The organism is Streptococcus sobrinus DSM 20742 = ATCC 33478, assembly GCF_000686605.1.
Lineage (GTDB): Bacteria > Bacillota > Bacilli > Lactobacillales > Streptococcaceae > Streptococcus > Streptococcus sobrinus.
The window spans coordinates 91,831-103,897 of the sequence record NZ_JMLC01000002.1; the positions used below are offsets into that span (position 1 = coordinate 91,831).

Sequence of the window (12,067 nt, forward strand, 5' to 3'; positions counted from 1 at the left end):
ATTCTCCAAAAGGTGTTTAAAACCTCCTGGCCCTCGAACGAGAATTGGGAATCTCTCTCAGGACCCTATCGCAAAAAGCCCTAGTTTTTGATATAATAGTAGTCGGTTTTATACCGATTTTTTTAGGCTCTTAGCCTCTTGGCCCAAAGAGCGGCTGGAGATTAATTCCCTTTTAAGAGAAGGGAGTTCCAGTGAGTAAGAATGGAATTAGAAATTAATGCTAGAAAAAATGAAAACGGCACTCGAAGGGATTGATATTCGTATCGATGAACCCTTGCGTAAATATACTTATACCAAGGTTGGCGGACCGGCAGATTATCTGGCCTTTCCTCGCAACCGCTATGAACTGGCTCATATCGTCAAGTTCGCTAATGATAATGCGATTCCTTGGATGGTCCTCGGCAATGCCAGTAACCTAATTGTTCGTGAAGGTGGCATTCGTGGCTTTGTTATCATGTTTGACAAGCTGAGCACGGTCACGGTTGACGGTTATACCATCGAAGCAGAAGCAGGAGCTAATCTGATTGAAACGACCAAGATTGCTGAATTCCACAGCTTGACAGGCTTTGAATTTGCGGCTGGGATTCCTGGTTCTATTGGCGGAGCTGTCTTTATGAATGCCGGTGCCTATGGTGGCGAAATTTCCCACATTCTGGTCTCAGCGACTGTTTTGACCAAGGAAGGGGACATCCATACCATAGAAGCCCGTGATATGGCCTTTGGTTATCGCCATTCTGCCATTCAGAGCACGGGCGAGGTGGTCATTTCCGCAAAATTCGCTCTCAGACCTGGTGTGCATTCGCAAATCAAGAATGAAATGGCCCGTCTCAATCACCTTCGTCAGCTCAAGCAGCCCCTAGAATACCCTTCCTGCGGGTCTGTCTTTAAGCGGCCTGTCGATCATTTTGCTGGCCAATTAATTATGGAAGCTGACCTGATGGGCTATCGTATCGGTGGTGTTGAAGTCAGCAAGAAACATGCTGGATTCATGGTCAATGTGGCTAATGGAACGGCCGATGACTACGAAAATCTGATTGCCCATGTCATTGATAGGGTCCAAGAGCATTCTGGTGTCCGCTTGGAACCAGAGGTTCGGATTATCGGGGGCTATAAGGCTTAAAGAAATGAGGTCTGTTTTGCTAGCCTGAGGTTGGGGCGAAGGATCCAAACCTTGTACTTGTAATATCAAACAGCTTGATAACAGGAGCCTGATTTTTGATTTACTAGCTTGGCTCTGCAGAAAGGCGGAGGCTAGACAGATTCGTGATTTGCTGGCTTGCTCTGTGGAAGGCGGGGATTGTCTAGTTTTCTGCTTAACTAGATTGGCTCTGCAGAAAGTTGGAGACCGGCCTAGCTTCTGATTAAGTCTTGACAAAGCCCTGTATAGAGCAAAACTTATAATTTGACCAAATCTTGACTGACAATAGTCGCCTTTTGTATAGGAGGCGGCAGGGGCCGCTAGGGCCCATTAGTTCAGTCTCAAACTTGAAACTTAGGGAGTGCCGGGAAGTCAAGTCGAATCCTTGGATTTATGACTTCTTTCCCACTCTCTTTTTATCTTCTTTCTTGAGTGGAGGAAATCAAGAAGTGACCAAACCTATTATTGCTTTTCACCATGTGACGAAAACCTTCGAGGACAGCGGGACCCAGGTTCTCAAGGACATCAATTTTGAATTGGAGCAGGGTAAGTTTTATACCCTGCTTGGGGCTTCGGGTTCTGGAAAGTCAACCATTCTCAACATCATTGCTGGTCTCTTGGATGCCAGCTCAGGTGATGTTTATCTGGATGGCAAGCGGATTAACGACATTCCCATCAACAAGCGGGATGTCCACACCGTTTTTCAGAACTACGCCCTTTTTCCCCACATGTCGGTCTTCGATAATGTGGCCTTTCCCCTAAAATTGAAAAAAGTCGCCAAGTCTGAGATTGAGCAGCGAGTTGGCCAGGCCCTGAAAATGGTTCGCCTAGAAGGTTATGGAAACCGCTCCATTCAAAAACTTTCCGGCGGTCAACGCCAGCGGGTAGCCATTGCCAGAGCTATCATCAACCAGCCCAAGGTAGTGCTTCTTGATGAGCCCTTGTCTGCCCTTGATTTGAAACTACGGACAGAAATGCAGTATGAGTTGCGGGAGCTCCAACAAAGGCTGGGTATCACCTTTGTCTTTGTTACCCACGACCAGGAGGAAGCCCTGGCCATGTCCGACTGGATTTTTGTCATGAATGAGGGAGAGATTGTCCAATCCGGCACGCCCGTTGACATCTATGACGAGCCTATCAATCACTTTGTCGCTACCTTTATCGGCGAGTCCAACATCATCAATGGTAGGATGATTGAGGACTATTTGGTTGAGTTTAACGGCAGACGCTTTGAGGCGGTAGATGGTGGGATGCGACCCAATGAGGCGGTAGAAGTGGTCATTCGGCCCGAGGATCTGCAGCTTACCCTACCCGAGGAAGGCAAGCTAGTAGTGACGGTGGATACCCAATTGTTCCGAGGGGTCCACTACGAAATCATGGCTCATGATGAGCTGGGCAATGAGTGGCTGATTCATTCCACTCGCAAGGCCCTTGAAGGCGAAGTTATCGGTCTCAATTTCACGCCCGAAGATATTCATATCATGCGGCTCAATGAAACCGAGGAGGAATTTGATGCTCGGATTGAAGAGTATGTTGAGACCGAGGAAGTTGAGGACGGTCTGATAAATGCCATTGAGGAGGAACGCCATGAAGACGACGACTAAATTCTTTGCGGCTCCCTATTTTCTCTGGCTTTTGCTTTTTGTATTGGCTCCCCTGGCCCTGATTGTCTATCGTTCCTTTTTCAATCTAGAAGGACAGGTCAGTCTTGCCAACTACCAAACTTTTTTTAGCTCCTGGACCTATCTGCGGATGAGCTTCAATTCGGTTCTCTATGCGGGTATTATTACCTTGGTGACCTTTCTGATTAGCTATCCGACAGCCTTTATTCTAACCAAGCTTAAGCACAAGCAGCTCTGGCTCATGCTGGTGGTCCTGCCTACTTGGATTAACCTCCTGCTCAAGGCCTATGCCTTTATGGGGATTTTCGGTCAAAACGGCAGTATCAATCATTTCTTGACCTTTATCGGTATTGGTCCCAAGCAGCTGCTCTTTACCGACTTTTCCTTTATCTTTGTCGCTGCCTACATTGAGCTGCCCTTCATGATTTTGCCTATTTTTAATGCCCTTGATGACCTGGATGTCAATCTGACTAATGCCAGTCGTGATCTGGGGGCTAGTAATTGGCAGACCTTTAGCCGAGTGATTTTCCCCCTTTCTCTGTCTGGCGTAAGGTCGGGTGTGCAGTCGGTCTTTATTCCCAGTCTCAGCCTCTTTATGTTGACGCGTTTGATTGGGGGAAACCGTGTTATCACTCTAGGAACAGCTATTGAGCAACATTTCCTGACTACCCAGAATTGGGGCATGGGCTCAACCATCGGTGTCGTCTTAATTCTGGCTATGCTGGCTATTATGGCCATCACCAAGGAAAGGAGGAAGGACCTATGAAAAAACTATCTAGGCTCTATTTAGGACTGGTCTTTGCCCTCCTCTATCTGCCGATTTTTTACCTCATCTTTTATTCCTTCAATCGGGGCGGTGATATGAATGGCTTTACCGGTCTTACTTGGGAACACTATGGCCAGGTCATCTCTGATAGCCGTCTGATTTTGATTCTGGTTCAAACCTTCTTTTTGGCCTTTCTGAGTGCCCTCCTGGCAACAATTATTGGCACCTTTGGAGCTATCTTTATTGACCAGGCCAGAAGTAAGAGGCAAAATACTCTGCTCTCTCTCAATAATATTCTCATGGTATCGCCTGATGTCATGATGGGAGCTAGCTTTTTGATTCTCTTTACGGTGCTGGGCTTTCGCCTAGGTTTTAGCTCAGTTTTGCTCAGCCATATCGCCTTTTCCATTCCCATCGTGGTTCTCATGGTCCTGCCCCGGCTCAAGGAGATGAATCAAGATATGATTCATGCTGCCTACGATTTGGGGGCCAGTTACTGGCAGATGCTAAAGGAAGTTATGTTGCCCTACTTGACGCCCAGTATCATCGCTGGCTACTTTATGGCCTTTACCTATTCGCTAGATGACTTTGCCGTGACCTTCTTCGTGACCGGAAATGGTTTTTCGACCCTCTCGGTGGAAATCTATTCCCGCGCCAGACGGGGAATTTCCCTAGAAATCAATGCTCTGTCCACCATCATCTTTATCTTCTCAATTCTCCTGGTAATCGGCTATTATTTTATCAGCAAGGAAGAAGGTGATCAGCATGCGTAAACTGAATTCCTTTCTTTTAGGCCTTGTCCTGATTATCGTTAGCCTAGCCGTGCTCTTGCTGGCCATGGAAAAGAAAAATAGCAGTAGTAGCAAGGCCAATAGCCTGGTCGTCTATAACTGGGGAGACTATATTGACTCGAGCCTCATCAATAAGTTCCAAAAGGAAACTGGTATCTCTGTTCAGTATGAAACCTTTGATTCCAATGAGGCCATGTACACCAAGATTGAGCAGGGTGGCACCCGCTACGACATTGCCATTCCCAGCGACTATATGATTGATAAGATGCGTCGCGAGGACCTCCTGGTTAAACTGGATAAATCCCAGATTAAGGGGCTGGATAACCTTGGCAGCCAGTTTATGGGAAAGTCTTTTGACCCTAAGAATGACTACTCTATCCCCTATTTCTGGGGGACGGTCGGTATCGTCTATAATGACACTATGATCAAAAATCCGCCCCAGCACTGGACTGACCTCTGGAATTCTGATTATAAGGATTCCATCATGCTGGTTGATGGTGCTAGAGAGGTCATGGGACTGGGCCTCAATTCTCTGGGCTACAGCCTCAATAGCAAGAATATGAGCCAGCTGGAGCAGGCTTCTGACAAATTGAGTCAGCTAACGCCCAATATCAAGGCCATTGTTGGTGACGAGATGAAGGGCTATTTAAAAAACAGCGATGCCGCTCTGGGAGTCACCTTCTCAGGTGAGGCTAGGGATATGCTGGATGCCAATCCTCATCTTCACTATGTCCTGCCCAGCGAGGGTTCCAATCTCTGGTTTGATAATATCGTCATTCCTAAGACCGTCAAAAATAAAAAAGCGGCCTATGCCTTTATCAACTTTATGCTGGAGCCTAAGAACGCTGCCCAGAATGCCGAATATATCGGCTATGCCACACCCAATAAGACAGCCCAGAAGCTCCTGCCCAAGGAAATCACCTCCGATAAGGCTTTTTATCCTTCCGATCAGGTCATCAGCCATCTGGAGGTCTATAATAATCTGGGAGCCAAATGGCTGGGCACCTACAATGACCTCTACCTGCAATTCAAAATGTATCGCCACTAAGGTGACTAACAAATTCATAACAAGTCTGGAAACGCCAGTTTCTGGGCTTTTTTGAGCGGTCAACAAATAGCCTGTTTAGAAGGTGAAGTATTGTTAGACTAGCAGCTTGCTAAATTTCTCTGAAAGTTGTAAACTATATATAGTTAATAAACTAACTTATAGAATTGGAGGTCTGTATGGGTTATTTTGATTATAGTTGCGAGCCTAGGTCGGATATCGCCTTTGTTGATATGAAATCTTTTTACGCCAGTGTCGAATGTGTTGACCATGGGCTAGATCCGCTCAAAGCCTCCTTGTGTGTCATGAGTCGTGCAGACCACACTAGCGGTCTGATTTTAGCTTCCTCTCCTACCTTTAAAAAAGTGTTTGGCAAGAGCAACGTCAGTCGTGCCTACGATTTACCTTTCGATGTTAAGACCAGAAAGTTCTCCTACCACAAGGCTAAAAAGCAAGGCTTACCGATAACGCCAGACTTTGTCAATTACATTGAATCTTGGGCTGCAGCCACTTATATTGTTCCTCCTAGGATGGAGCTCTATATCGAGAAAAATTTGGAGATTCAGCATATCTTTCAGAACTACGCCAGTATCGAGGATATCCTCCCCTATTCGATTGATGAGGGCTTTCTTGATTTGACCGGCTCACTCAATTATTTTATTCCCGACAAAAGTTTAAGCAAGCAGGAGAAGTTGGACCAGATCTCTGCCATGATTCAGAGGGAAATTTTCCATAAGACGGGAATCTATTCCACGGTTGGTATGTCCAATGCCAATCCCTTGTTGGCCAAACTGGCCTTAGACAATGAGGCTAAGTATGCTGCTAATATGCGGGCTAATTGGTCTTATGGAGATGTAGAAAGTAAGGTCTGGTCCATTCCCAAACTGACCGATTTCTGGGGCATCGGCCGAAGGATGGCAAAGCGGCTGAATAAGTTAGGGATTCAGTCTATCAAGCAGTTAGCTAATAGCAATCCTGATTTGCTTAAGAGGGAATTGGGTGTTTCTGGAGTTGATTTATTTTTCCACGCTAACGGTATTGACGAGAGCAATGTCCATCAGCCTTACCGTCCCAAGGAAAGAAGTCTGGGAAATTCGCAAATCTTACCTAGGGATTATCAGAAACAGGAGGAAATTGAGCTAGTGTTGACGGAAATGGCCGAACAGGTCGCTATTCGCCTGAGGCGAGCCAGAAAAAAGACGACTCTGGTTGCCATTCATCTGGGTTATGCCAAGACAGGCTATGGTCATCGTCTTCAAGCTCAAAAGACTATTGAGCCTAGCAGTAGCACCAAGGACCTGCAAGCCCACGTTTTAAACCTCTTCCGTCAGAAATACTCGGGTGGAGCGATAAGGAGTATTGCCGTTTCCTACGGTCACTTGATTGCTGACGGCGTCCAGATTATTTCCCTTTTTGATGATTCCAGTCAGCTAGAAAAAGAAGAAAAGCTTGAAATAGCTATTGATGCCATTCGGAATCGTTTTGGCTTCACGACCTTGCAACGGGCCAATGCCTTGAGCCCTGCCTCACGTGCTTTAGCCCGCAGCAAACTCATCGGCGGCCACTCGGCGGGCGGATTGGACGGTCTCCAATGATTGACCGCTCTTATTTGCCCTTTAAATCCGCCAGGGAGCACCAGGACCGTGGCATGGAGAAGTGGTTGGGCTTTTACCTATCTGAGCACACCAGTAGTCTCAATCAAGACCGCCAGCGAGAAGACCTGATATCTGACCTAAGTCAAGAAGAAAAATTCTTCCTCCTAGGTCAATTATACAGCAATGGGGCTCCAGTCAAGGTGACTACCAAATTCGGCCAAACCAAGCAAAGCTTTCAAGGAGTAGTAGAGGAATTGACCCCCATGACAGCCAGTCTCAAAACAGTAGACGGCTATCGCTTGATAGAAATTGAGGAGATACTGGAATTGGCTTTGGCGGATGAAGGAGTAACACCAAAATCGTTGGATTCGATAGACTTATAAAAAACTAACAGAGGTCCAATCCAGACATTTATCAGTGAGGAAGAGAACTTTTCTGTGGGCTAGAGTGTAGAGTGAAAGGGGTTCTTTTCCCTTTAGAACAGAGCGAAAATCCACAACTCATTAGACGTTAAAAAAGACAAGCCGTATTTTTTTAGCCTGTCTGTAATTTGGATAGTCTCTTAGGACTAGGACTCTTGGGTTAAAAAATAGGCCCTTAAGCCCATTTTTATCTATTCCCACTCGACAGTTGCAGGTGGTTTGCTGGTAATATCGTAGACGATGCGGTTGACGTGGTCAACTTCATTGACGATACGGGTTGAAATTTTCTTGAGGACATCCCAAGGAAGTTGGGCAAAGTCAGCGGTCATTCCGTCGATAGAAGTAATTGCCCGGATGGCGATGGTGTAGTCGTAGGTCCGACCATCGCCCATGACACCAACAGAGCGAACGCCTGTATTGACGGTGAAGTATTGCCAAACATCCCGTTGAAGGCCAGCCTTGGCGATTTCTTCACGCAGGATAGCATCGGATTCGCGGACAGTTTCCAGTTTTTCAGCTGTGATGTCACCCATAACACGGATAGCTAGACCTGGTCCTGGGAAGGGTTGCCGCCAAACAACTTCGTCAGGCATGCCTAGAGCAGTCCCCAGAGAGCGAACCTCATCTTTGAAGAGGGTATTGAGGGGTTCAATCAATTGAAACTGCATGTCTTCTGGCAGACCACCGACATTGTGGTGGGACTTGATAGTTTGGGCGGTTTCAGTACCGGATTCGATTATATCGGTATAGAGGGTTCCCTGAGCTAGGAAATCAACACCCTTGAGCTTACTGGCCTCATCATCGAAGACATAAACAAACTCATTGCCAATAATTTTCCGCTTTTTCTCAGGATCATCAACACCTGCTAGAAGATTGAGGAAACGCTCCGATGAATCAACACGGATGATATTGAGTCCGAACTTGCCCCCAAGCATATTCATAACCTGGTCACCTTCATTTTTGCGAAGCAAACCATGGTCAACGAAGATACAGGTCAATTGGTCACCGATAGCCTTTTGCAGGAGCACACCGACAACTGATGAATCAACCCCACCTGACAGTCCTAGGAGGACCTTACGGTCACCAACGGTTTGGCGGATTTTAGCAATTTCCATCTCAATGAAATTATCCATGGACCAGTCACCTTTGGCTCCACAGATATTTAAAGCGAAGTTCCGTAAAATATCATTGCCATAGACCGAATGGCGAACCTCTGGGTGAAACTGAATCCCGTAAATCTTGCGATCGCTGTTTTCGATAGCAGCATAAGGACAGTCAGCAGAGTCACCAACCAGATGGAAACCTTGAGGAATCTCAGTCACCGCATCACCATGGCTCATGAGAACGACTTGTTCTTCGGGCGTATCAGCAAATAAATCTGATTCCTGACGAAGGTGGAGGGTAGATTGACCATATTCGCTGTTTCCAGTTTGACCAGCAGGTAGAACTTTACCACCTAAACGGGCGGTCAGTAGTTGCATGCCGTAGCAAATTCCTAGTATTGGAATACCAAGATTGAAGATTTCTTCATCAATACCAAATGAATTCTCTGCATAGACAGAGTTGGGACCACCAGAAAGGACAATTCCAATCGGATTGATTTCCTTGACCTCTTGAGCTGTAATTTTATGACTTTTAAGTTCGGAGAAAACACCAATTTCACGAATACGGCGGGCAATCAGCTGATTGTATTGACTGCCGTAGTCCAATACGATGATTCTCTCAAGATTGTTAAATTCAGTCATCAATAATCCTTTCCAATTTTGTCGGTTTTCCGACAGATTATTAAAACCATTGTAACACACTTTAAGGGCTTGTGCACTGGAAATCGAGAATGAAAATTCCTGAAAGCAAGCCCTATTCTAGTGGGTTAATCTATGTTATAATATGACTTATGCGTAAAGAATTGCCATCAAATAATCATAAAAAGAAGGAGAGCCGCAAAGATTCTCTATTAAGAGAGAAAAATCATAAGGGGCTTTTCCGGCCACAAGAACTGATTGCTTTAGGAGTTCTTCTTATCTCTGTTATTATCCTTTTAGCTGTTACTCACAGTTTTGGTGTACTCAAGAATGATGTTCAGGGGATTGCCAACAATTTACAAATAGGCTCAGAAAACCTGAAGGCAAAATTCCAGGCAGATGAAAAGGTGCAAATCTCTGGCCAGGCTAGCAAGTCCATTGGGGGAAAAGATCTGACCGATTACCAAAATTGGATTGGCAAGATCAAATCGGATAATCAGGTTGATACCAAAAGTGGTAAATCGGTCATGACCTACTCGATTAAATTTTCAAATGGAGATAGCATCAATGGAGTTAAGGAATCTGACCTAGCCAAAGCTCCCTCTGCCAAATTCAAAAAAGATAAGACCATTCAAGTTAGCCAATCTGCTCAAACAGACTTAGATGGTTATGATCTTAGTGATTTTCGTTCAGAAGCTGCTAAGGTCACGGCAGTTGACTATAATTATTCCACTGGTGGTGGCTATAAATATGTTCTGACTTTCGACGATGGGACCAAGGTCTATAACGTTGGCGAATCTAGCCTTAATGATATTTATCATGTTGGTCTCAAAGAATCCAACTCGGCCAGTCAGAATAATAAAATTTTAGAAGATGCCTTTAATTATGCTAAAGATAATCCAGGTACTATTTTAGGACTGCCAAGCGGCGACTTTACAGTCGGCAGTCAAAATCCTCAATCAGAATATGTAACCCTGGCTTCGAACACCCAAATTCGTGGCGATAACACTAAGCTCATTGTGGATGGTACGGAGTATTGGTTCGGCTTTGCGACAGGTCCAGGTGCAACCGATGGCGTTCAAAACTTCACTATGCGGGATATCACAGTCCAGGCCAAGGACTTGACCAAGGGGGATCACTTCATGATTATGGCCAATCACGGTAGCAACTGGGATATCGAAAACAATACCTTTACCATGGTTCATAAGATGGGGAGCCATATCTTTGACTTGGGAGGCCTCCAAAACTCTACCTTCAAGGGAAATACCTTTGAAGGATACGCACCAGAGTTGACAGATAAGACTGATATGTCGCAGATAACTAAGGACCACGATATTTATGCGGAAGCTATCCAATTTGATACCTCTGACAATAAGGGCGAATGGGATGGTAAAATTCTCCAAGATATTGACCCCAACTATTCAAATTACAATCCTAATAAGGTTATGACCAGCAATATTACGGTTACAGATAATTCCTTCCTCCCTTATAAGGATAAATCTGGAAAAATCATCGCTTATGGAGCCAGTCTGGGGCAACACTCAGGTGATGTCAGCAACATAGTTGTGACCGGTAACACCTTCACCTCAACACTTACCAGTCGCTTCCACCAAGATACTAACTGGATGTTCAAGCCAGTTCATTTCACGGAAGCTTCGTCGACTTCTGTCTATGGCAATACAACAAACTAAGCTTTTAGATACGATAATCTTCATAGGGCTCGGATTCTTAACCTTTAAATAGGATTAGGCTGGGTCAGTACAAAGAGGCTTACCAGCTACGCTATTTTCTGGGAAAATGCTACAATATTGGTATAGACAATTCGGGAGGAAGGTATGTTACCAGCCTATATTAGGATTCATGATGCTATAAAGAATGAAATTGACCAAGGAATTTGGAAGATTGGCAGTCGTCTGCCCAGTGAACGGGATTTGTCCGACCAATTTGAAGTTAGTCGAATGACTTTGCGACAAGCTATCACATTATTGGTTGATGAGGGAATTTTAGAAAGACGGGTAGGTAGTGGGACCTATGTGGCCAGTCAACGTGTCCAAGAAAAAATTCGCGGGACAACCAGTTTCACAGAAATTATCAAGGCGCAAGGAAAGGAACCCTCTAGTAAGTTAATCTCTTATGAAAGGACCTATCCCAACGAGCAAGAGATTCGTCATCTGGAGGTTACTCCTAAGTCCTATATCATCAGGATGGAGCGGGTTCGCTACGCTGACAAAATTCCCGTTGTCTATGAGGTGACTAGTATTCCCGAAAAGCTCATCCGAAATTTCAAGAGAGAAGAAGTGACTAATCATTTTTTCCAAACTTTGACGGAGAATGGTTATATTATCGGGAAAAGTCAGCAAATCATTTCTGCAAAGATTGTCGATCCGCAGACCACCAAGGAGTTAGCTGTTGAACAAGGACATGCAATGCTTTCCTTGACTCAAACTTCCTATCTGGAAGATGGAATGGCCTTTGAATATGTCCGCAGTCAATATGTTGCCGGACGCTTTGAATTTTATTTAGAAAATAATTAAAAGAGCCGATTGTCTCGACTCTTTTAGGAAGTTGTGATTTTGCATAAATAAATATATGTTAAATTGTTTGGAGACACTACTAAGTAGCTCCTAAAACTCACTGCAACCAGAGAAAAGTCCATAAAGATGGGAACCTGTTTTTCCCAGTCCGTTTCTTGATGGCGGCCGTCTTCTTGGCAGTAGATATAAGTAGTAGCCCCTTGTTTTTGAAAGGCGACCTCGATAGCGAGATTAGCTTTTGCTGCTCGACTTTGCCAAGGGTCACCCTGACTTGGACCGGCCTCTTGGCTTCCCCAAGAGAGATAAAGACGCGTATTAGCATCAATTGAAGCCTCTAGCACATCGGCTTCCAAATTTCCTAGGATAGCCGAAGATAGACAGGCAGCCTTGGAGAAAATCTGATTATACTTAG

General features: G+C 45.1%; 10 protein-coding genes and 1 pseudogene. 9 read left to right on the forward strand and 2 right to left on the reverse strand.

Annotation, left to right across the window (positions count from 1 at the left end; translation table 11 throughout):
* Positions 1-217: 217 nt before the first annotated feature.
* From murB to BS63_RS0101550, 7 genes are all read left to right on the forward strand, one after another.
* A complete protein-coding gene (gene murB / locus BS63_RS0101520) occupies positions 218-1,120 on the forward strand; it encodes a UDP-N-acetylmuramate dehydrogenase (protein WP_028798395.1) in 903 nt (300 codons plus the stop codon).
* Between the two features lie 467 nt (positions 1,121-1,587).
* On the forward strand, positions 1,588-2,742 hold the full coding sequence (locus BS63_RS0101525; RefSeq protein ID WP_002959250.1) for an ABC transporter ATP-binding protein: 1,155 nt from the start codon (positions 1,588-1,590) through the stop codon (positions 2,740-2,742).
* Complete coding sequence (locus BS63_RS0101530) at positions 2,726-3,526, forward strand: ABC transporter permease (RefSeq protein ID WP_002959248.1); 801 nt, start codon at positions 2,726-2,728, stop codon at positions 3,524-3,526. The genes BS63_RS0101525 and BS63_RS0101530 overlap by 17 nt, the downstream gene beginning before the upstream one ends.
* Entirely contained in the window at positions 3,523-4,299 is a 777-nt protein-coding gene (locus tag BS63_RS0101535) for an ABC transporter permease (RefSeq protein WP_019768885.1), read from the forward strand. Before BS63_RS0101530 ends, BS63_RS0101535 begins: the two co-directional genes overlap by 4 nt.
* Positions 4,292-5,365, forward strand: coding sequence for an ABC transporter substrate-binding protein (locus BS63_RS0101540; RefSeq protein ID WP_002959244.1), 1,074 nt, complete (start codon positions 4,292-4,294; stop codon positions 5,363-5,365). Before BS63_RS0101535 ends, BS63_RS0101540 begins: the two co-directional genes overlap by 8 nt.
* Positions 5,366-5,541: 176 nt before the next feature.
* Positions 5,542-6,957, forward strand: coding sequence for a Y-family DNA polymerase (locus tag BS63_RS0101545; RefSeq protein ID WP_002959243.1), 1,416 nt, complete (start codon positions 5,542-5,544; stop codon positions 6,955-6,957).
* Positions 6,954-7,340: a hypothetical protein gene (locus BS63_RS0101550; protein WP_002959240.1), complete on the forward strand. Its 387-nt coding sequence runs from the start codon at positions 6,954-6,956 to the stop codon at positions 7,338-7,340. Before BS63_RS0101545 ends, BS63_RS0101550 begins: the two co-directional genes overlap by 4 nt.
* A gap of 230 nt (positions 7,341-7,570) precedes the next feature.
* On the opposite strand, the gene guaA is transcribed toward BS63_RS0101550, so the two are convergent.
* Positions 7,571-9,124 (reverse strand): glutamine-hydrolyzing GMP synthase, encoded by a 1,554-nt coding sequence (guaA, locus tag BS63_RS0101555; RefSeq protein WP_002959239.1) that lies wholly within the window; start codon positions 9,122-9,124, stop codon positions 7,571-7,573.
* Between the two features lie 149 nt (positions 9,125-9,273).
* Here guaA and BS63_RS0101560 point away from each other — a divergent pair, with 149 nt between their 5' ends.
* Positions 9,274-10,812, forward strand: coding sequence for a hypothetical protein (locus tag BS63_RS0101560; protein WP_028798396.1), 1,539 nt, complete (start codon positions 9,274-9,276; stop codon positions 10,810-10,812).
* Between the two features lie 144 nt (positions 10,813-10,956).
* Complete coding sequence (locus BS63_RS0101565) at positions 10,957-11,655, forward strand: GntR family transcriptional regulator (RefSeq protein WP_002959235.1); 699 nt, start codon at positions 10,957-10,959, stop codon at positions 11,653-11,655.
* A gap of 97 nt (positions 11,656-11,752) precedes the next feature.
* Here the strand turns inward: BS63_RS0101565 and BS63_RS1000000112460 are convergent.
* A pseudogene (locus tag BS63_RS1000000112460) lies at positions 11,753-12,053 on the reverse strand (hypothetical protein).
* Between the last annotated feature and the right edge of the window lie 14 nt (positions 12,054-12,067).

Excerpts from the sequence above, each read along its gene's own strand:
- murB (WP_028798395.1), top strand. The coding sequence starts at position 218 with ATGCTAGAAAAAATGAAAACGGCACTCGAAGGGATTGATATTCGTATC.
- BS63_RS0101530 (WP_002959248.1), top strand. The coding sequence starts at position 2,726 with ATGAAGACGACGACTAAATTCTTTGCGGCTCCCTATTTTCTCTGGCTT.
- BS63_RS0101535 (WP_019768885.1), top strand. The coding sequence starts at position 3,523 with ATGAAAAAACTATCTAGGCTCTATTTAGGACTGGTCTTTGCCCTCCTC.
- BS63_RS0101540 (WP_002959244.1), top strand. The coding sequence starts at position 4,292 with ATGCGTAAACTGAATTCCTTTCTTTTAGGCCTTGTCCTGATTATCGTT.
- BS63_RS0101545 (WP_002959243.1), top strand. The coding sequence starts at position 5,542 with ATGGGTTATTTTGATTATAGTTGCGAGCCTAGGTCGGATATCGCCTTT.
- BS63_RS0101550 (WP_002959240.1), top strand. The coding sequence starts at position 6,954 with ATGATTGACCGCTCTTATTTGCCCTTTAAATCCGCCAGGGAGCACCAG.
- guaA (WP_002959239.1), bottom strand. The coding sequence starts at position 9,124 with ATGACTGAATTTAACAATCTTGAGAGAATCATCGTATTGGACTACGGC.
- BS63_RS0101560 (WP_028798396.1), top strand. The coding sequence starts at position 9,274 with ATGCGTAAAGAATTGCCATCAAATAATCATAAAAAGAAGGAGAGCCGC.
- BS63_RS0101565 (WP_002959235.1), top strand. The coding sequence starts at position 10,957 with ATGTTACCAGCCTATATTAGGATTCATGATGCTATAAAGAATGAAATT.